Origin of the sequence: Marmoricola sp. OAE513 (assembly GCF_040546585.1) — a bacterium.
Lineage (GTDB): Bacteria > Actinomycetota > Actinomycetes > Propionibacteriales > Nocardioidaceae > Marmoricola.
This window is the reverse complement of record NZ_JBEPOC010000001.1, coordinates 2,772,599-2,791,877: the sequence shown is the minus strand read 5'-3', so window position 1 is coordinate 2,791,877 and position 19,279 is coordinate 2,772,599. Positions and strand designations below refer to the sequence as shown.

The 19,279-nt window shown below is 67.4% G+C and carries 17 protein-coding genes; 7 read left to right on the top strand and 10 right to left on the bottom strand.

The features are described 5' to 3' along the window. Positions 1–74: 74 nt before the first annotated feature. Complete coding sequence (locus ABIE44_RS13975; RefSeq protein ID WP_209716459.1) at positions 75–914, bottom strand: SDR family NAD(P)-dependent oxidoreductase; 840 nt, start codon at positions 912–914, stop codon at positions 75–77. Between the two features lie 80 nt (positions 915–994). Between ABIE44_RS13975 and ABIE44_RS13970 the strand changes: the two genes are divergently transcribed. Further along, positions 995–2,101: a sterol desaturase family protein gene (locus ABIE44_RS13970; protein WP_209716461.1), complete on the top strand. Its 1,107-nt coding sequence runs from the start codon at positions 995–997 to the stop codon at positions 2,099–2,101. Here ABIE44_RS13970 and ABIE44_RS13965 read toward each other — a convergent pair. From ABIE44_RS13965 to ABIE44_RS13955, 3 genes are all read right to left on the bottom strand, one after another. Next, positions 2,089–2,400, bottom strand: a complete 312-nt coding sequence (locus tag ABIE44_RS13965) for a hypothetical protein (protein ID WP_209716464.1) — start codon at positions 2,398–2,400, stop codon at positions 2,089–2,091. The genes ABIE44_RS13970 and ABIE44_RS13965 overlap by 13 nt on opposite strands. Positions 2,401–2,627: 227 nt before the next feature. Next, on the bottom strand, positions 2,628–3,797 hold the full coding sequence (locus tag ABIE44_RS13960) for a hydroxymethylglutaryl-CoA reductase (RefSeq protein WP_209716466.1): 1,170 nt from the start codon (positions 3,795–3,797) through the stop codon (positions 2,628–2,630). Positions 3,798–3,806: 9 nt separating this feature from the next. Continuing rightward, positions 3,807–6,761 (bottom strand): carboxypeptidase regulatory-like domain-containing protein, encoded by a 2,955-nt coding sequence (locus ABIE44_RS13955; protein WP_209716470.1) that lies wholly within the window; start codon positions 6,759–6,761, stop codon positions 3,807–3,809. A 436-nt stretch (positions 6,762–7,197) separates the two neighbouring features. Here ABIE44_RS13955 and ABIE44_RS13950 point away from each other — a divergent pair, with 436 nt between their 5' ends. Next, the gene (locus ABIE44_RS13950) at positions 7,198–8,607 is read left to right on the top strand and encodes a family 16 glycosylhydrolase (protein ID WP_209716473.1); all 1,410 of its coding nucleotides are present in this window, start codon (positions 7,198–7,200) and stop codon (positions 8,605–8,607) included. A 3-nt stretch (positions 8,608–8,610) separates the two neighbouring features. On the opposite strand, the gene ABIE44_RS13945 is transcribed toward ABIE44_RS13950, so the two are convergent. Then, a complete protein-coding gene (locus ABIE44_RS13945) occupies positions 8,611–9,387 on the bottom strand; it encodes an HNH endonuclease family protein (RefSeq protein WP_209716476.1) in 777 nt (258 codons plus the stop codon). A 145-nt stretch (positions 9,388–9,532) separates the two neighbouring features. Here ABIE44_RS13945 and ABIE44_RS13940 point away from each other — a divergent pair, with 145 nt between their 5' ends. The 3 genes from ABIE44_RS13940 (at position 9,533) to ABIE44_RS13930 (ending at position 11,897) form a co-directional block, all read left to right on the top strand. Beyond that, the gene (locus ABIE44_RS13940) at positions 9,533–9,934 is read left to right on the top strand and encodes a hypothetical protein (RefSeq protein WP_209716478.1); all 402 of its coding nucleotides are present in this window, start codon (positions 9,533–9,535) and stop codon (positions 9,932–9,934) included. A gap of 42 nt (positions 9,935–9,976) precedes the next feature. Further along, positions 9,977–10,633, top strand: coding sequence for a vWA domain-containing protein (locus ABIE44_RS13935; protein ID WP_209716481.1), 657 nt, complete (start codon positions 9,977–9,979; stop codon positions 10,631–10,633). A 94-nt stretch (positions 10,634–10,727) separates the two neighbouring features. Beyond that, positions 10,728–11,897, top strand: a complete 1,170-nt coding sequence (locus ABIE44_RS13930) for an AAA family ATPase (protein ID WP_209716485.1) — start codon at positions 10,728–10,730, stop codon at positions 11,895–11,897. 2 nt (positions 11,898–11,899) lie between these two features. Here ABIE44_RS13930 and ABIE44_RS13925 read toward each other — a convergent pair whose 3' ends face one another. The 3 genes from ABIE44_RS13925 to ABIE44_RS13915 are packed head-to-tail and all read right to left on the bottom strand — an operon-like array spanning position 11,900 to position 14,438. Next, a complete protein-coding gene (locus tag ABIE44_RS13925) occupies positions 11,900–12,478 on the bottom strand; it encodes a hypothetical protein (protein WP_209716488.1) in 579 nt (192 codons plus the stop codon). A gap of 59 nt (positions 12,479–12,537) precedes the next feature. Next, on the bottom strand, positions 12,538–13,527 hold the full coding sequence (locus tag ABIE44_RS13920) for a WYL domain-containing protein (protein WP_209716491.1): 990 nt from the start codon (positions 13,525–13,527) through the stop codon (positions 12,538–12,540). Positions 13,528–13,529: 2 nt separating this feature from the next. After that, on the bottom strand, positions 13,530–14,438 hold the full coding sequence (locus ABIE44_RS13915) for a WYL domain-containing protein (protein ID WP_209716495.1): 909 nt from the start codon (positions 14,436–14,438) through the stop codon (positions 13,530–13,532). A gap of 182 nt (positions 14,439–14,620) precedes the next feature. Between ABIE44_RS13915 and ABIE44_RS13910 the strand changes: the two genes are divergently transcribed. Together ABIE44_RS13910 and ABIE44_RS13905 are read left to right on the top strand one after the other, a co-directional pair. Then, positions 14,621–15,565 carry a T3SS (YopN, CesT) and YbjN peptide-binding chaperone 1 gene (locus ABIE44_RS13910; RefSeq protein WP_209716498.1) on the top strand — a complete coding sequence of 315 codons (945 nt, stop codon included), beginning with the start codon at positions 14,621–14,623 and terminating at the stop codon, positions 15,563–15,565. Then, positions 15,562–16,281: a hypothetical protein gene (locus ABIE44_RS13905; protein WP_209716500.1), complete on the top strand. Its 720-nt coding sequence runs from the start codon at positions 15,562–15,564 to the stop codon at positions 16,279–16,281. Before ABIE44_RS13910 ends, ABIE44_RS13905 begins: the two co-directional genes overlap by 4 nt. Position 16,282: 1 nt before the next feature. Here ABIE44_RS13905 and ABIE44_RS13900 read toward each other — a convergent pair whose 3' ends face one another. Together ABIE44_RS13900 and ABIE44_RS13895 are read right to left on the bottom strand one after the other, a co-directional pair. After that, on the bottom strand, positions 16,283–17,932 hold the full coding sequence (locus ABIE44_RS13900; protein ID WP_209716503.1) for a nuclease-related domain-containing DEAD/DEAH box helicase: 1,650 nt from the start codon (positions 17,930–17,932) through the stop codon (positions 16,283–16,285). A gap of 26 nt (positions 17,933–17,958) precedes the next feature. Continuing rightward, the gene (locus ABIE44_RS13895; RefSeq protein ID WP_209716506.1) at positions 17,959–19,275 is read right to left on the bottom strand and encodes a hypothetical protein; all 1,317 of its coding nucleotides are present in this window, start codon (positions 19,273–19,275) and stop codon (positions 17,959–17,961) included. Positions 19,276–19,279 lie beyond the last annotated feature (4 nt).

The following is a 19,279-nucleotide window of genomic DNA, read 5'->3' as shown; positions in this document are numbered from 1 at the left end:
CCTCGCTCAGGAGTCCTCACGATATCGACAACGGCCGACAGATGGACTGCCTTCAAAGGTTGGTGAGCCAAGGACTAGATCCCCACAATCTCCGCCGAGCGCTCCCACAACCCATCGATGATCGCCTGGTCTGACGCCTGCTTGTTCTCCTTGCCGTCCACCTTGAAACGGCTGAAGTACTTCCCGTTCAGCTCCGCGTCCGGCCCCCGCTCGGCCAGCATCACCAGCGGCGCTGCGCCATCAGGAACGCTGATCGTGCCGAACCGTTTCAGCGGCGTCCGATACAGCAGGCCGATGAACCAGGAGTCGCGACCGAACGAGCTGCCGACCGGCCCTGGGTGCACCGCGACCGACACGATCCCGTCACCCGTCCACCTCTGCGCTATCCCGCGCGTGAAGACGATGTTCATCAGCTTGCCCGTCCCGTACGCCGGGAACTCGCTCGCGCGACGGTGCTCGTAGTCGAGGTCGTCCAGAACGATCTTGCCCAGCAGGTTGCCGATGCTGGCGGTGTTGATCACCAACGAGGAGCCAGCCGCAGCGAGCTTGGGGCGCAGCAGGTTGGTCAGCAGGAAAGGAACCAGGTGGTTCACCTGGAAGTTCGGCTCGTGCCCGTCCGGTGTCTTCTTCGACGGGACGAACGTGCCGCCGGCGTTGTTGAGCAGGATGTCGATCTTCTCGACACGCTCGCTGACCTCGGCCGCGAGGCGGCGTACGTCGTCGAAGCGGGCGAAGTCCGCGATCAACGGTTCGGTACCGACCGCCTCGGCGACGGGCTTGAGTTTCTCCGCGGAACGGCCGGTCACCAGGACTCTTGCACCCTTCCCGGCCAGGACCTTAGCGGCCTCTGCGCCGATCCCGTCGCTGGCCCCGGTTACCACAACGGTCTTACCCGTCAACGTCTGCTCGCTCATGGCGTGAGCGTAGTGGCGAACCTCAGGAGTTGAGTACGTGCACTCAGGCGCGGACAGGTGAACATTCCTAGCGTTGAAGCATGTTGATCCGACACCGCCTCTTCCTCCCTGCGACCTCCTGCCTGCTGGGTGTGCTCAGCCTGCTCGCGGTGCTCTGCTTTCACTTCCCGCAAGCACTGACCAGCCAGGAGATCCGTGCGCTCTACACGACCGAGTTCGCCCGGTCGCTGCTGATGATCGGCCTGGTGGGCGCGTTCGTCCTCGGCACGGCAGCCTTCCTGCGCGACCAGAACCGGCGGGTGGCGCTGACCGGGCTCGTCGCTGCCACGGCGGCGGTACTGCTCGGTGGCGCTGACGTCCAGGTCGGTGCGGTCGAGGCGACGCCGTACTCGCTGGGCGTGGACTGGTTCATCCTGTCGCTGCTGTTCTCCGCACTGGTCTTCATCCCCCTCGAGCAACACCTCGCTCCCCGTCAGACCCCGGTGCTCCGCGCCGGCTGGCGTACGGATGTCTGCTACTTCTTCCTCAGCCACGTCCTGATCCAGCTGATCCTCATCGTCGTCACGGTGTCGACCTCGGCGGTCGCCGGTGCGATCGCGGTCCCCGGCGTGAAAGATGTCGTGGCGTCGATGCCGGGCTGGGCACAGTTCCTGCTCGCGGTGTTCGTGGCGGACGTCGCCCAGGCGACCCTGCACCGCGCGTACCACCGGATCACCACGCTGTGGCGCTTCCACGCGGTGCACCACTCCAGCCGCGACCTCGACTGGCTCGCCGGATCGCGGGTGCACTTCATCGAGACCGTGATGACCCGCAGCACCGTTCTGCTCCCGCTGCTGGTGCTCGGCTTCTCGACCTCGACGGTCAACGCCTACGTTATTCTGGTCGGCCTGCAGGCAGTGGTGGCCCACGCGAACATCGGTATCCGGTTCGGCTGGCTCGAGTACGTGTTGGTGCTGCCCCGCTACCACCACTGGCACCACGCCCGGCACGTCGACTACTGGGACCGGAACTACGCGATCCACCTGCCGCTGGTCGACATGTTGATGGGCAGCTTCAAGCTGCCACGCGACGGAAGCTGGCCCGAGGAGTACGGCGTACTGAAGCTGGAGACGGTGCCCGAGGGGATCGTCGCGCAGCACCTGATGCCGTTCCGCGGGACGCGGGAGTACGAGGACTACGTGGCTTGACCTTGAAGTCGAGTTTCGGGGAAAGCAACCTGAAAATGGTCCGCAACGAGCCGGGTGGTTTCGCAACCCCAATCGAAGCGCGCGCCCATCGGCACTCCATCGTCCTCACCAGAGTCACATTCACCGTTTCCGGTCCCGCAGTCCCTATGAAGAACCAGGATCCGACGAGCAAGCGGATCGTCGATGGAGTTGAGCCGCCGCATCGCCTCAACCCAGCGAGCAACCGGCGTCGGTCCATCGTCGACCTCGTGGACGACGTCGAAATGCAACTCGTTGCTGGCTTCCTCGTCGTACTCCATGCGACTCATCTGGTGACATTACGATGCACCCGATCCGCTCGGTGGCATTTGGTGTCATTTGTGGGTTTTTGATGGCTCTTCCATGCGCGCGTTCTCGGGAAGGCAGCGCCGCAGATGTTCGTGATGGCAGCGCGCACCGTGTACGGAACGGATACGGCACTGGGTGGGGCGGTCGTCCGCAACGACACCTTCGCCAGACAAGCCGAGAGGCCCCCGCGGGCCCCACGTCAGGGCCGGTTTCGCCCCAGGTCGTCGTGCGCCTGCACCCACTCCTCAGCCACGACTGCAGAACCTAGCGACAGCTCTCCCGCCAGCACCGTCGCCGCAATGATCTCCGCGAGTTTGTAGACCCCGCCCTTGCCGTAGCACCCCATCATCTCGAGGCACTCACGCTGCGTGGCCAGACCGGTGCCACCGCCGTACGTAGCGACGATCAGCGAGGGCAGCGTGATCGAGGCGTAGAAGTCACCGTTCGGCAGCAGCTCGGAGAACCCGTACGCCGCACTCGACTCGGCGACGTTCGCCACGTCCTGGCCGGTGGCGATGAACATCGCCGTGATGCCGTTCGCGGAGTGGTTTCCGTTGTTGTTTGTCACCGACATGATCGAGCCGAGCTGACCGCGGATGCGCGCCGCCCAGAGCTTGTCGGTGCTGACGTGCATCTGCTCCTCGACGAGCTTCGCCGGCAGCGTGATCTCAGCGACGACGCGCTTGCCGCGCGTGTGCAGCATGTTCACCACCGAGGTCTTCTTGTCGGTGGCGAACTGGCCCTCGAGCAGGAAGTGCAGCTCGTGCGGGTAGTTCTGCTTGATCCAGGCGCACGCCGCGAAGGTCGCCTTGCCCGTCATGTTCTGTCCGGCAGCGTCGCCGGTCGTGTAATTGAACCGGGTGTAGAGCAACTTGGAGACCGAGAACTGCTGGATCTCGATGAGCTTGCCCGAGGTGGTCGTCGTCTGCGCTGCGGCCGCGATCTCGTCGAAGTGGTCGGTCAGCCAGGCCGAAAATGCCTTCGCCTCCCGTGCGCTCTCAAAGCTGAAGACCGGCGCGCGCTGCATCTTGTCGTCGAGGACGGTCGTCGTGATGCCGCCGGCCTCGCGGCACAGCTTCATGCCTCGGCTGTACGACGCGACCAGGGTCCCCTCGGTCGTCGCGAGCGGCACGAAGTACTCCCCCTGCGCGTGCTCACCGTTGATGAGCACCGGACCGGCAAGACCGATCGGCACCTGGGCCACGCCGAAGAAGTTCTCGACGTTGCCGGGCAGCGTGCCGGGATCGAGCGAGTAGTGCGCGACGTGCTCGGCAGCCGAGCCGGTGTGCTCGCGGATGAACTCCTGTCGGGCGGCGATGGCAGCGGCGGAGTAGTCGTCGGTCTTGTCGCGCGGGATCTTCCGGGTCATGGCCGGATGCTAGCCGCCGCGAACCTTCTTCGAGGTCAACACGGTCTGCGTCACGATGACGTACCCAACGCGGGCGTAGGTGATCCGGACGCTGACCTTCTTGCCCTTGTCCGCCTTCTTTAGCTTGTACGTCGCCGAGCGTGCGCCGCCGATCGCCTTTCCGGCCCTCAGCCACTGGTAGCTGACGGAGGCCATCGGCGCACAAGCGCGCGGAGTTGCTCGCAGCACCTTGCCGACCTTGAGCTTGCCGGTTACCCGGGCAGTGCCGCTGAGGACGAGCGTGCCCCGCGCGACGGGACCAGTCGCGGCACTGACCTTCGGGACCGAGGTCGATCCAGGACGCGAGGCGATCACCCGCACCGACAACCTGCGACCCAGATCGGCCGAGTTCACGGCGTACGTCGTCCGTGTGGCCCCGGTGATCGCCGTGCCGTTGCGCAGCCACTGGTAGGTGTAGGTGAGGTCGTTCGGGCTCCAGGTGCCGCGGGCTGCGGCGAGGACCTTCCCGACCTTGGGCTGGCCGGAGATCGACGGCAGGGCGGTGTTTTGAATCACGACGGCAGGTGCCGCCGTCACGGGCCCGGTCGCCAGGGAGGTCGCGCTCGCGGAGCTGCCGTTCTTGCTGGCCTCCACCGTCACTGTGATCGTCTTGCCGACGTCGCCGACGACCGGGACGTAGGTGTCGCTGTTGGTTCCGACGTTCGAGCCGGCAACCTTCCACTGAAAGGTGCGGGTCACATCGGTCGGGTTCCAGGTACCACCCGACGCGGTAAGCGCAACTCCCACCTGCGGCGTCCCGCTGATCGCCGGGAGACCGGTGTTCATGACAGTGCCGCCAGCAGCAACCACCGGCAGAGTCGCGCTGGTGGCGACCGTCGTGGCGACGTACCCGGTCTTGGAACCTGTGACCTGCAGCTGGATCGTCTTGCCGATGTCGCCCGAGGTCGGGGTGTAGCTCGGGCTGTTCGCACCTACGTCCGAGCCGCCCGCCTGCCACTGGTAGTCGAGCGTCACGTCACCCGGGTTCCAAATGCCCGGGGACACCGTGATCGGCGTACCGACGACCGGTGCGCCGCTCGGGTGTGACGGAGCGACCGTGTTCATCACGACGTTCGTGACCACTGCCGAGGTCGCCTCCGACGTCGCCGATGCCGAGACCCCGGCCTTGGATGCGGTCGTCGTCACGGTGACGGTCTTGCCGACGTCGCCCGCCACCGGGACGTAGGTGGAGCTGCCGGTACCGACGTTCGAGCCGGCGACCTTCCATTGATAGGCGACCGCGACATCGGCCGGGTCCCAGGTTCCCGGAGTCGCCGTCAGGGTCGCCCCGACCCGCGGGGTCCCCGTGACCGTGGGCAGTCCGGTGTTGGTGACGGCCCCGACAACAGGAGCGACAACGGCAGGCGAAACGGCGGTCACGAGAGTGGTCGCGACGTAGCCGGTCCTACTCGCCGTCACCTGGACGCGAAGAGACTTCTCCAGATCGTTGGCCGTGGGCGTGTAGGTGGCACTGTCCGTGCCGACATTCGCCCCGTCGGCCTGCCACTGGTAGTTGAACGAAACATCAGCGGGGTTCCAGGTGCCTGGGTTCACCGCGATCGGGGACCCGACAACCGGTGCACCGGCCGGGAGGGAAGGCGCGACGACGTTCGCCACGACATTCGTGACCACCGCCGACGTCGCCTGAGACGTTGCTGCTGCCGACGCGCCGTTCTTGCTCGCCGTGACAGTCACGGTCACGGTCTTTCCGAGGTCGCCCTCGACCGGGGTGTAGGTGGGACTGTCGGGGCCGACGTTGGCTCCCGCGACCTTCCACTGGTACACGACCGTGACGTCAGCCGGGTTCCACGTCCCCGCGGTCGTAGTGAGGGGCGCCCCGATCCGCGGCGTCCCAGAGATGACGGGCACCCCGGTGTTGGTGACGGGCGGAGGTGCGGTCGCCAGGATCTGGATGTTCTGACCGGCGACCTCGCCCTCGTAAGTGTCGACCACCACGTCTGTCGCGGCGTTCACGTCGGTCGTGCCGCCGAAGAACGTATCCTGCCCGATCTGCTGGGACGACGCGTTGAAAGCGCGAGCCAGCAGCCGGTAGGTGCCCTTCTCCAACGGCAGCGTGTAGGCGCCGGACGACGTCGCCGCGGAGCTGGTGGTGGGGATCCAGGTGTTCCCGTCCTTCTTGTACGCCGTCACGTCCCCGATCGGGGCGGTGGCACCGGAAGGCGTCGTGACGGTTCCTCTCACCACGGTGAGCTTGTTGAGCTGAATGTTCACGCCGGTCTTGCTGTTGGGGACAGCCATCGTGACGTTGGTCGACGCCGGGCTGTAACCGGCGAGGGTGGCGGTGACGGTGTACCCACCGTTGGACAGGCCGCGGAGCGTGTAGTTACCTCCCGCGCCGGTGGACCCGCTGCGGGAGAGACCCGCAGCATTGGTCGCCTCGATCGAGGCGCCAACGAGCGGGGTCCCTTGCGTGTCCGTCACTTTCCCGGTGAGCTCGGACCCCACGTCCAGCAGGAATTGCACGCCGGTCCTCGACGCTGCCTGCGCGACCACGACGTCCGTCGCGTTGGCGATCGACCGTGCGTTGTCGTAGTACTCGGACTGGTACTCGTGCTCGGGGATCGTCCCGACGCGGTAGGTGCCCGGGTGCAGACCGGCGAACGTGAAGACACCCCCTCCCGTGATCTCCGACATCGTGGTGTCGACGAGCCGGTAGCAAGGAATGGCACAGCCGTCGTCCTGGAACAGGTTGACCTGCGCCACGTACCCGATCCCTGTTCCCCGGGTTACGGTTCCCGAGATCGTCGAGGACTTGATCCGCTTGATGTTTGCTGTCGTCGTCCCGCCTACAGTCACCGCTACCGACCCCGCCGCAGCGACGTCGAGTGTTGTCGGGTGGTACGTCAGCAGGTCGACCGAATCGACGTCGCCTTCTGCGTAGACCCGGTAATTGCCGATCGGCACCCCGGTGAACGTATAGATCCCGGAGTCGTTGCTGAACGCGGTCTCCGAAAACCCGCCCGCCGACTCGAGAACGACCGTTGCGTTGTCAACGAGTGTGTTGCCGGACGTGCGAATCGTTCCAGTCACTGTCCCGGTGTCGATTGCGTGCGCGGACGGCGCGACCAGAGCGAGCAGCCCGACCACCAAGGCACCGCCGGAGACAAGGGTGATGAGGGGACGCCTAAGGGCGTGGAGGGAGGGGGCCACGGGCACACGATACGAAGGTTTCCGAGCAAACGCAGGCGAACCTGCAGAGGGACGCATCGCGATGCTCGGAACCCGCCCGTCACTGTTCCGGCTCAAAGCGACGCATACTGCATCGTCTCGAGGTCCCGAACCCCTGAACTACCTGAATCCACGTGCGCATGTGACACGCCGGCGCGGGCACTGCACGGAAATGAAGAAGCCGCAGGCAGCGGTACTGGAGAGCTCGCGAACGAGAGGGCTCGCTGCTGCCGCGGGCCTCGCGACGATTTCTTTTGTCCTGCTCGCACTCGCTCTGCCCGACACTGCGGCCAGTTCCGCCGGACCGAGCACGTCGGTCAACGACCCCGCGAACCCGTCCGACGAGGCACCCGCGGGCGACCCGGGCACCGGCGAGACCGACCCGTTCGCCAAGACGCCGGACCCGCGTCTGCCGACTCCGACGATTGTCGCGTCTGCGCCGGACGTGGTCGGTCCGAGCGAGGCCGCGACCATCACCGTCACGATCACCGGCGTGGCCGCCGAAGAGGAGATCGTCTCCCTGGAGACTTCTGATGAGGACGTCTGGACGTCTGTCGGGTCGGCCACCGTTGCTGACGGGGAAGCCACGCTTTCGGTCACCCAGGAGGAGCCGGCGTCGTACGCGTACCGGGTCCAGCTGTCCGGGACGACGAAGCACGAGAAGGCGACCAGCGACGTCTTCGCAATCCGCGTCGCCGCGACCCCGGTCGAAGAGCCTTCCGAGACGCCCGCCCCCACGCCCACCGAACCACCGCCTCCACCCGGCCCCGACTGCGGTGGGACCAACCCGGCGAGAGAGGACGGCAGCACCTGGATCTGCACGTACGACGACGAGTTCGACGGCAGCTCGCTGGACCGGCGCTACTGGCTCGTCCAGAAGTCAGCCACCAGCGCGTTCTTCAGCGGCACGACCACCAACCCGGCCTGCTACCTCGACGACCCCCGCACGGTCGACGTGCGCGGCGGACAGCTGGTCCTCGGCGCCGTCCTCCTCGACGAAGCGGTCAGCTGCGGTAAGAAGTCGTCGCGAATGGTCTCGGGGATGGTGTCCCACAAGGGCACGTTCTCCCAGACCTACGGTCGCTACGAGGTGCGCGCGAAGATCCCGAGCTTCGCCGGCAACGGTCTCCAGGAGACGTTCTGGCTGTGGCCCGACGACGTCCTGAAGTACGGGTACCCGCACCCGATGTCCGGCGAGATCGACTTCGGGGAGTACTACAGCAACTACGTGAACCTCAACATCCCCGTGATGCACTACGTCTTCGACTGGTACACGGTGAACTTCCAGACCAACACGAACATCTACACGGCGTGGAACTGCACGATCAACGTCGGTCAGTTCAACACGTACGTGTTGGAGTGGTCGCCGGGGCTGATGAAGATCTACGTCAACGGGAAGGTCTGCATCACCAACAACTACAAGGCGAGCAACGCCCCTGCAGGGAGTCCGTACGCGCCGTTCGACAGTCCGTTCTTCCTGGCGCTGACCCAGGCGTTCGGGACGACGGGGAACGAGTTCGACCCAGCGACCGGTCCGCGCGAGTCGGCGACGGTCGTCGACTACGTGCGGGTGTGGCGGTGAGGCTCAGCAGTAACCGAGCATCTCATTCAACGCCCGCACCTCGCTCGGATCGACGTCCAGGTTCCAGGCGTACTTCACGTTGATCGAGCGCACGGCGTACCGGCACTGGTAGCCCTTGCGTGGGCGCCAAGCCGCAGGGTCGTCGTCGGACTTGCTGGCATTGGTAGGGCCGTCGACGGCAAGCAGTCCGGTGAGCGTGTTGGCATAGGCACGACGACGCTCGTCGGTCCAGGTCCGCGCGCCGGAGACCCACGCCTCGGCCAGCGGGACTACGTGGTCGATCTGGACGGCTTGGGCCTGGCTGAGGTTCTTCATGTCGGTGAGCACGATCGTGCGACCGGCGTACGGGTCGACCCAGGTGCCAGAGAGGACGTCGTGGTCGCAGCGCCCCTGCTGCTGCGTGCGCACCGACCCGGGACGAGCATCGCGCAAGAGGACGTCGTCCCGCTGGTTGCAGCCGTTGCCGTCGATGTCGGACCACGAGGACCCGAAGGCGTCGCGGTCGTAGCCGAGGGTTCCGGACGGACGGGGCTTCACCACCAGGGCGGCGAGCTTCTTGCGGGTGTCCGGCTTCGAGGTGGGGGACTTGCTCGGGGTGGGCGCGCGGGTCGGCGTCACCTTCAGAGTCGGCGCCGAGGTGGGTGTCGGGGTGGGCGTCGGAGCTGACGTCACCACCGGCGCGCCGGGTGCCGCTGTCGGCTCGTCCACCGCGCAGCCGGCGACCACCACGAACGCGAGCGCGCAGAGCGGGAGCCGGGACCGGCCGGGGAGGGAGGGCACCCGGCGAGGTTAGTCAGCACCCCCGACCAATGCTGTCGAACCAGTCGTGTCGGGGGTTCGCGGCACTCTTCTCCCACGCACCACCGAACGACCCTCTCGGGGACCAATTGTGCGTGGCCGCAGTTTATGCGGTACCGTACTTTCTGTGACAACCGAATCCCCCGCTTCCCGAGCGCTGGCACAGGCACGAAGAGCTCTCGACAACATCGACACCGAGAACCCCACCGATGCCCTGCCCCAGCTCCGAGAAGCAGTTGAAAGACTGACCGACGCGATCGACGAGACGATGGCCGCCCTGCTCCTGGAGGAGCAGTCCAGCCTTCGCGCCGCCGGCACCCTCGCCGGCCTGTCGGAGAACGCAGTGGGACCACGGCTGGCACGGACCCAGCTACTCGGGGCGTACGCGACACCAGAAGGGCGAGTGACGGCCCGCGGCGTGGAGCGCGCGTTGTACGACAAGGAGCTCGGACGTAAGCCCGAGCCGAGCCCGCAGCAGACCGAGCAGCAACCTATGCGGTTCAAGCCGCGTCGGAGCAAACCCAGCTGATCCGGAACGTCCGGATCAGCCTCGAAGGCGAAGGAGCCGGACATGACCGACAGCAATCTCACCCACCTCTACTTCCTCCTCGACCGCTCCGGCTCGATGCAGTCGATCCGCACCGACACTCAGGGCGGCTTCGACGCCTTCATCACCGAGCAGCGGCAGTCCGAGGGGTCCTGCAAGGTCACGCTGGCCCAGTTCGACGACTCCTACGAGGAGGTGTACGCCGACCTCGACATCGCAGCGGTGCCGCCTCTCGCGCTGCACCCGCGCGGGTCGACCGCGCTGCTCGACGCCCTCGGCAAGCTGATCATCAGCGCTGGCGAGCGTCTGGCAGCGATGCCGGAGGCGCAGCGCCCGGCTACGGTCATCGTCGGCGTGATGACCGACGGGTACGAGAACGCTTCGGTCGAGTGGACCCACCCGCGCATCAAGCAGCTCATCGAGCAGCAGACCACTCAGTACGACTGGCAGTTCCTCTACCTCGGCGCCGACCAGGACGCGATCGAGGAGGGCATGAAGATGGGCTTCGACGCTCGCAAGTCGATGACCTACGACCGCGGCTCGGCCGGTGCCGCGATGGGCGCCGTCAGCCGCAGCGTGAAGTCGAAGCGGGACGCGATCCGCGTCGGGATGGCTCCGGCCGCGGCGAACCTGCTGATGGACTTCACCGACGAGGAGCGCGAGGCGGCGACCGGCAAGTGAGCGGGCGACGGGGTGCTTCCTCGGAGGCACCCCGTCTCCACAACCTCGGGAAAACCCGTTGGTCGTGTCGGGGGTCTTCCGTACCGTCGTTCCGATGAATTCGCTACAGCAGGAGGTCACCGTCACCGCTCTCGAGAACACCGCAGTACCCGCGAGCGGCGCTGTGCCGCAACCTGAGGCCGACGGCATCGTTGTCCGCGCCGAGCCGCAGCTCGACTCCGCCATGGACTCCGCGCAGGTCCACCAGTTCCTGACCCGCGCACTCCCCGTCGCCGTGAGCGTGACGGTCCCCTACTCGCTGGCGCCGTTGTCCATCGCCCCCGACAACCTGACCGTCACCCACCAGTACTCCGGGCCGCACCGGCGGTTCGCCCGCCTAGAGGAGGATGGTGTCGCCGACGTGCTCGTCACCCAGCAGGGCGGCTTCACCACCGTCAAGGTGCTGGCCCGCGACCACGCCACCGCCTCAGCGTTGTGGGACGTGGTCCGGACCCGGGTCAGCGCCCAGATGAGCGAGAGCGACGTCACCCGATGCCAGCTGTGGACGACCGCGAGCTACGGACCCTCCAGCCGCGACCACAAGGTGAGGTCGTCGCGTTGGACCGACGTACGCCGCAACTACGCCGCCGTGGCCGCGCGCCAGCTCGACGAGCTGATGGCCCTGCAGGACCCGGACGACGACGGTGGTCGCCTCGTCCTGTGGCACGGGCAGCCCGGCACCGGCAAGACCTCGGCCGTGCGCACCCTCATCACCGAGTGGCTGCCGTGGTGCGATGCCCACCTGGTCACCGACCCGGAGCGGTTCTTCACCAGCCCTGACTACCTCCTGGAGGTCGTCGAGGAGCCGGCGCGCCCCGACTTCCGCGAGCCGCTGCGCGGGCTCGACGAGCTGGCCCCGAGCCGGTGGAAGGTCATCATCTGCGAGGACGCCGACGAGTACCTTCGCTCGGACGCGCGGGAGCGCTCCGGTCCGGCTCTGGGTCGCCTGCTCAACCTGACCGACGGCATCCTCGGCGAGGGCGCCAAGACGATGGTCCTGCTGACCACCAACGACGACCTCGGGCGCATCCACACCGCCGTGCAGCGGCCCGGACGGTGCCGCGCGACCGTCGAGTTCCCGGCTTTGTCAGCGGCCGAGGCCGCCGCCTGGTGCCCGCCGGGCATCACGCCTCCGACCTCGCCGGCCACCCTGGCAGAGCTCTTCGGGCTTACCCGCGGGCGCGAGGTTTCCGAGCCGGAGCCGAGCGCGGGGCTCTACCTGTAGGTCTAACTCTCGTCCCAAAGATCGAATTTTCGTTTCGAGAACGGTGCCGCATCGACCTTTCGGCATAGGCCCCACGGCGCGTAGTCGGCCAGAGTCACTTGGGTCCACTCAGACGCACGTGCGAACTTCATCTTGTTCTGGTAGCCCGTGGTGTACGTGCCCAGGGTCAGGATCAGAAGGGCTTCCGCTTCTTTGACTAATGACTCATCGGACAAACTGGAGATTCGTTGTCGAGGAGTGGTCACGGCCCATCCGTCGTGCTTCTTGTCATCCACGACGGTGTCGGTGGAGAACCATGAGAAGCGACTCCAGTCAGCGTCCTTCTTGTCCGTGTGGTCGAGAAGCCGGTTGAAGATGCCCTCGTTCCCGCGAGCCATCCCGACGTAGACCGCACGGTAATCGTTCCAGAGAACGTAGAAACCGGCCGAAGTACGGAAGTCACATACGCGACGCGTCAGCGCGTTCCCCCCGACGTGGCCGAGGAGTTGACGCTTGCCACCCTGGCCCGGCTTCCAATCGACCTCCGCTCGATCCCAGAACGCTCCGTAAGCGCTTATGAGAAAGCCCTTCGAGTCAGCCACGAGGCACCCCTTCGAAATCGGTACTCGTTCTTCGGCAGACCATCACACAGCCTCGAAGTTCAGGACCTACGGTGATGCGCCAGCAGTTCCGCGGCCAGCTTCGGCCCCTCGGCCAGCATTCGCGACGGCTCCAGCACCCGCGAGTACGGCCCGGCCGCGAGCAGCAACAGCCCCACGCGCCGGTCGACCGGGGGCAGCAGGTCGAGGTCGAGGGTGACGGTCTCCTCGTCGTCCGCGACCAGTCGCACCTGCTCGGCGTACACGTCGGCGGCCCAACGCGCGGAGTGCGGGATTTGCACGCGCACGGTGACGGTGACCCGCTGGGCGTCGAGGCGGGCCTCCAGGTCGGCCGGCGGCTCGAAGGTCTCGTCCAGCACCTCGTGGGCGCGCAGGTTCGAGAGCAGGTACGTGCGCATCTTGCCGTCGGCGTCGAGCGGACCGGCGTCGACCTCCCAGCCGCGACGGGTCTGCACCAGGCGGTACGGCTCGACGACCCGGTCGATGATCCCCTCGTTCCAGGACCGGGAGTACTCGATCCGGACCTTGCGGCGGTCGCGGGCGGCGTCCTGGAGCGGGACCAGAGCCTGGTTCCAGCGGGCCGGCGACTCGGGCCGCGGCGCGTTGCTCTCCCCGAACATCGTCTCGGTGAGCACCTGGATCGCTCCGAGCAGGTCGGTGTTGCCCGGCTCGGCCTCGCTGAGCGCCTGGGCTGCGGTGTAGATCAGGCCGAGCTCGCGCGCATCGACGTACTCGACTCCGATCTCGCCGCGCGGCTTGTCCTCGATCAGCCGGACGATCTCGGCCTCGTTCGGGTCGACCTCGGCGCCGTCAGGACCGACGAAGTCGAGGATGGTCGGACGGTTGAGTCCGAGGAAGCCGTTGAGGTCGGCGGTGAAGAACGCGAGCAGGTCCGCTCGCAGGTCCTGAGGACGCGCACCGACCCTTTCGGCGAGGGCGGACAGCGGCAGCCCGTTCGGGTGCGCGGCCAGGATCGTGAACACCTCCGGCAGACGGCCGAAGCGCTGTGCGTACTGGGGAACTGCGGGCATGGTCACTCCCCTGCCATCTCGGCAAGCTCGCTGATGATCTCTTCGCGGATCTCGTCCGGTCCGACGACGGTCACGCGCGGGCCGAGCTCGTAGATCCGCGAGCGCAGGGCGCCGCGGTTGGTCACCGTGTAGGTGAGGTCGACGTCGTCACCGTGGACCTTCTCGTCGTTCGGTGTGCCGAGCCACCGCCGTACGTCGGGGGCGTAGTCCCCGGTCGTGCGCAGCACGACGTCGATCGGCGGGTCGACCTGCCAGCTCATCGGGTGCAGCCCTTGGTGCTCACTGGTCTCGAGGCGGACTGACGGTGTGGTCGGGTCGGCCTCGACGTCGCTCATCCGCGAGACCACGAACGACTTGATCACCTCGAGCCCGTCCTCGTGCCCACGCAGGTACCACTTGCCGTTCTGGGTGCGCACGGACTCGGGATGTACGACCCGGTCGGTCCCGTTGTAGCGGAACCGCAGCAGGCGGCCGGCACGGATCGCCTCGGTCACCGTCGTCAGCGCAGCGTCGTCAGCAACCGGTACGGCGGTGACGACCTCGGCGGGCCGCTCCGACTTCGGCAGTCCCAGCCGCTCGACCAAGTCGTCACGACTGGCCAGGAGGACCGCGCGAAGCAACGCGGCTTGCTGCTCGGTGGTCAGCCGGAGCGCCAGCCGGTTGTCGACCGTCACCATTCGGAAGACTCCCTCGAGGCCTTCGCCGGCGACGTTGTCGATCTGCCATCCGAGCTCACGGAGGTAGCGGAAGTCGCGACCGAGCTGGTCGACCGCCTCGTTGCCCTCGAAACCGGCGATCTCGATCAGGCTGGTGGTGGCCATCCCGTTGCGGCCGGCCTGGTGAAGGGCCGCGACCAGCCGCACCAGACGTTCCATGGGAAGGCGCTGCTTACCGCCGAGAGGTGGAGTCACCGGGCCAGTCTCCCGATTCCGGGCCCGCGAGGGGCAGGAAACGCCGGGGCGGTCTAGAACTTCTCGATCCGGGCGCTGGACAGGCCCCCGGAACTCCGTTTTCAAGGCCCGTATCTGTCGGGGGTTCCCTCTAAATTCGGTGCTGTCGGGAGCCCCCAAAACCCGGCAGGAAGGTGGTTCACATGCACCGTGACGCAGACCTTGCGACGAGCACCGACCAGGCTTGGAAGCGCTTCCGCGCCGACCTGGCCGAGACCATCGCCGAGCGCGAGGAGGACGTCTACGTTCTCTGGGAGCTCGACGTCCCGGAGCGCCACGCGGCCTGCTGTGGCCCGTACGTGCTTGTGACCTGGGAGCCCGACGAGGCCCCGCTGGTCCAGGTGTCGAGCAACAAGGTGCTCGACCACAAGTTCCGCCTCGACAAGGCGGCCCGCCGTGCCCTGAAGGCGGCTGGCTGGAACAAGCCCGACGCGGGACACCTCAACTACTGGCGCGAACTGGCGGACCTTGCGTACGTCGACGAGGTCGCCCACCAGCTGGTGCAGGCGCTGCGCGACGTCCTCGGCGTCGTCCACCCCGCCTTCCTGGTCGACCGGTACGCCGAGGACCTCGAGGCCTCGTTGCCGCCGTCCGAGGACGAGGATGACGAGCCCACCGAACCCGAGACCACCGAACTGCTGCCGTTGGCGGTGATGCCGCGCGACCACGAGCACCTGGTCGAGATGGTCGACCTCGCCCTCGGCTCGGAGTGTGGCAACCACCCGCCGAAGCACGACGACGACGGCGACATTCCGTTCCGCTCGGGTACTGCGGTCGTCTTCGTCCGGGTACTCGACGACGCGCCGGTGATCCGGGTCTTCGCCGAGATCGCCGTCGGGGTCACCAACCCTGACGCCGCCGCGTTCGAAGTGGCCGTCCTCAACCGCGACAACCCGATCGCCAAGTTCGTCCTGCGCGACGACCGGATCATCATGTCGTGCGAGACCGTCGCCCTCCCCTTCGTCCCCGACCTGCTGCGCGGCACCGTCAGCGGTATGTGCGACCTCGCGCCGAAGATCGACGCCGACTTGGCTCATCGCGTCGGCGGGCGTCGGTTCCTGGACCCGGTCGAGGACGACGCCGCGTGAGCGGCGACAGCCGCGAGACCGCGGCGGATCTCAACGAGCTCTGCTCGATGGGCGGTTGGGAGGACGGTGAGGACGAGATCGCCTGGGACTTGTTCACGGACACGCCCTGGCCGGCCTGGTTCCCGGCACAGGTCTCGGTCTTCGAGGACGGCGACGTCCTGATGCTAGGCATCAGCCTGCGGGCGGACGCTCCCGGACGCTGGGAGGGCATCGCCGCGATCGGTGTCGAGTACCCGACGACTCCTGAGGAGGTCGTCGCGACCTTCGCGGAGCACGCCGAGGCGACGGTCGCCCACCACCTGTCCGAGGTCAGTCTCGGCGGCGTGGTCCTCGCCGTCCCGAGCGTGTACGACGGTGAGTTCGAGGACCTCCTCGACTTCGCCGACTCCTACGACGCACGCCGGCAGGTCAGCGATGACTTCGAGATGCTCGAGGCGGTTGCCCTGGCGCCCGTCCTGGCGGCGTATCGCGTCGACGACGCGGGTGCGGTCGGTGTCGACGTCCTCCGCGCAGCCCTGTGGTGTCTCGGCCGCACCGAGCGCGCCAAGCCTGCACCCGAGGCGGTGCACGTCGTCATCGAGGACCTCTCACCGCGCGATCCTGAGCTCGCCGAGCGCAACCGGCTGTGGGACTGGATTCTCGACGCCCTGCGCGAGAAGTCCGGCAACGTGGTCCCGTGGCTTGGTCCCCCGATCGAGCCCTGGAAGGCTGCCTGACTCAGATCCCCAGACGCGCGGCGACGGTGCCGCCGCCGATCTCCCGGACCAGGTCAGGGTCCCCCACCACGATGAGCTGGTCGGTCGCACGGGACATGCCTACGTAGAGCTTCTCGCGGGCCCGGTCCTTCACGGCGCTGTCGTTCACGCACAGCACGACGGCCGGGCGTTCGAGTCCCTTCGAACCGAGGACGTGCCCGTAGAACACGTCGTCCTCCCAGTAGGAACGCCAGTACGCCGCCTGTCCGTCGGCCTCGGTCTGGGCGACCTGCTCCGGGTGACGTGACCCGGTGGTGAGCAGGGCGATGTTCCCCGGGTGCCAGCCTGCTTCCAGCAGCACCTCGACCGCACTGTCGGCGACGTCGATCGGGTCGTCCCCGCCGGGAAGGAAGCTGACATCGAAGGTGCCTTCGCCGCCGCGCGAGGTCATCCGGCTCGGAGCCAGCGGGTCGAAGGCGGTGTGGATCTGTTTGGTGTTGCGCAGGTTGTGGTCGAGCACCAGCGGCACCAGGGGGACGGGCGGCTGCCCGAACCGGGCGAAGATCCGCTGGTTCTCGTCGGAGTAGACGTAGAGCCCGCCCTCCTCGGGATCACGCAGTGCCTTGAGAAGCGGTATCCACCAGGTCTCGGCGAAGTCTTGGGCCTCGTCGACGATGAACGCGTCGAATTTCGCGAGGTCCTGGAGCCTGTCGGCGAGGCCGGCCATCAGGTCCGGCAGCTCCTCCTCCCAGAACGAGCTGTCCTGGCGGTCACCCTTGGGCGCTCCCCAGAGCGCGCCGAGCTCCTCCCAGGTGCCGACGAACGCCGGCCGCTGGTTCTTGGGCCAGGTGTCGGTCTCACGCTTGAGGAACTCCCCCAGACCGATGGAGTAGCAGAGCAGGGCGACCCGTTGCGGGACCTCGCCCGCACGGCCGCGGGTGAGCTCGCGGGCCTGCGCCAGGGCCAGCACGGTCTTGCCGCTGCCGGCGCCGCCGCGGATCTCCACGCGACGCAACAGCCGGGTCACCTTGAGCAGGGTCGCTTGCTCCGCCGTGAGCCGGTCAGAGGTCGCCTGACGGTCCAGCGCCTCGGCGTTGGGGTCACGACGGGTGAAGCTGCGCCCGTGCAGGATCTCGACGATCAGCTCGATGTCGTCGTGGGTCGGCAGCCGCTTGCCGTGCTGGGAGTTGCGCCCGAGCTCCTCCAGTCGCGTGACCAGATCGTCCAGGTCGTTCTTGTCCTGCAGCAGCCACCGGGGGCAATCCGTAGTGGCGAAGTCGGCCGGGAACTCCGAGTACGGCGTCACGACCCCGTGCGCCCAGACGATGCGCTCGCGGTCCCACCGCGGGTCGTCCTCCACGAAGGCACGCACGGCGTACCGGGTGGTCATGGCCTGCTCGACCGGGCTGATCTTGTGGTCGCCGCTGCGTCCCGAGGACCACCACTGGCCGCCGTCGCACCAGACCGATCCGCCCTTGACCTCGAGCACGATCGCGCCGACGTCCGGGAGCAGCACGACGAGGTCGGCCTCGTGGTCCTTGTCCTGGTCGATCAGGCGGAGGTTCGAGACGAGAATCGCGTCGCCGGGCAGGACGTCACGAAGGCGCGTCCACACGTCCAGCTCGGCTGTGGAGGCGAACTTGGGGTCGCCAGGGTAGGTGCGCGCAACCATGCCCGCACGGTAGCGGGCAGATCGTCCTAGACAGGCGTGTTCAGCAACTCACGGAGCTGAGGGATCCTGCCGTCGTACGGGGTGACGAAGGCGTCGAGCTCCTCGGCCGAGAACTTCATCCGGTGCGTGAGCATGGCCGCGACCAGGCTCCCGAACTGCTGCAGCGCGCCGTCGTTCCCCGGCTCGTCTCCGGGCCACCAGCCGGACGCGGTCGTCAGGTTCTCGGCACGGAGGAGACCGATCACCCGCCAGTACTCGTCCTCCTCGGCGGCCTCGTGGCAGTCGTGGATCACGGTCACCCCGACGACTCCGATGTCACTGATGAAGTCGTCGACCGCCGCACGGACCGCATCGGAGGCAAGCCAGTCGCGACCGGGCACGTTGCTGCTCCCGGCGCGGATCGCGAGGACGAATCCGAGGCACTCCAGCCGCTCCTCCTCAGGAAGCAGGTCGGCGATCGCCTCTGCTCCGAGGGTGGTCATCAGGATCCGGCGCACGATCTCGACCAGGAAGTCGACCTCCTCCGGGTCCTCGGGGTCACCGACGTCCCGGAGAACCTCGGACGCCATGCCCGGCACGAAGGCATCGACCAGATCGCCGATGTCGTCGGTCAGAAGCTGCAGTGCCCCCTCCCGACCGGCGCCACGGGCGATGGCCGCGAACGTGGCCCAGCGACGGGTGAGTGTCTTGGCGCTCTGGATGTCGAGGGCAGCGTTCACCACGGCGAGGAGCTCGTCGGGCGCGGCACCCCAGACGTAAGCAGCGAGCGTCGTCACCAGCGGCGTGCGCGGTCCGTACTTCCCTTGCGGAGACCAATCGGGCACCGAGGCCAACTCCCACCCCTCAGGCGCCGGAGGCAGATCGCCGAGCCCAGCCGTGAGCTCGTCCCATCGAGCGGCTGCGGCCGTCTGTGAAGCCGGCTCCATGGGCAGGTTCTCCCCCGCCGGAGCCCGGTGCAGGGACCACCGGACGGGGACCACCGTCGCCTCGGGAGCGATCTGGAAGGCCTCGAGCGCATCACGGTCACCAGGCGGGTCGATCTGGAACCTCACCGTCACCAGGCCGGCGTCGTAGGTCTCCTCGAACGTGTCGCCGACCACCTTCTCGCCGGCGAGCCACTCCCAACTGAGCTTGTTGAGCAGCAGGCCCATGTCGCGGAGGCTGAAGTGCCAGTCGGCGCCCGGGTCGTCGCCGAGTGCGGGCCGCGAAGCCACCCAGAGCTCGGGAACGCCGCGCTCGTGGAGCCCGATCGTGTACGCGAAGTCCTCGGCGGACTCCTCGTCACCGAAGATCGCAGCGACCTTCCAGAACGGGTGCCGGTCATCGGTGTGCGGGTTCGTCACGGGA

What these genes read in the sequence shown, in the direction of transcription:
- ABIE44_RS13950 (WP_209716473.1), top strand. Translation starts at nt 7,198, where the DNA reads ATGAAGAAGCCGCAGGCAGCGGTACTGGAGAGCTCGCGAACGAGAGGG.
- ABIE44_RS13960 (WP_209716466.1), bottom strand. Translation starts at nt 3,797, where the DNA reads ATGACCCGGAAGATCCCGCGCGACAAGACCGACGACTACTCCGCCGCT.
- ABIE44_RS13930 (WP_209716485.1), top strand. Translation starts at nt 10,728, where the DNA reads ATGAATTCGCTACAGCAGGAGGTCACCGTCACCGCTCTCGAGAACACC.
- ABIE44_RS13935 (WP_209716481.1), top strand. Translation starts at nt 9,977, where the DNA reads ATGACCGACAGCAATCTCACCCACCTCTACTTCCTCCTCGACCGCTCC.
- ABIE44_RS13910 (WP_209716498.1), top strand. Translation starts at nt 14,621, where the DNA reads ATGCACCGTGACGCAGACCTTGCGACGAGCACCGACCAGGCTTGGAAG.
- ABIE44_RS13975 (WP_209716459.1), bottom strand. Translation starts at nt 914, where the DNA reads ATGAGCGAGCAGACGTTGACGGGTAAGACCGTTGTGGTAACCGGGGCC.
- ABIE44_RS13900 (WP_209716503.1), bottom strand. Translation starts at nt 17,932, where the DNA reads ATGGTTGCGCGCACCTACCCTGGCGACCCCAAGTTCGCCTCCACAGCC.
- ABIE44_RS13970 (WP_209716461.1), top strand. Translation starts at nt 995, where the DNA reads ATGTTGATCCGACACCGCCTCTTCCTCCCTGCGACCTCCTGCCTGCTG.
- ABIE44_RS13920 (WP_209716491.1), bottom strand. Translation starts at nt 13,527, where the DNA reads ATGCCCGCAGTTCCCCAGTACGCACAGCGCTTCGGCCGTCTGCCGGAG.
- ABIE44_RS13965 (WP_209716464.1), bottom strand. Translation starts at nt 2,400, where the DNA reads ATGGAGTACGACGAGGAAGCCAGCAACGAGTTGCATTTCGACGTCGTC.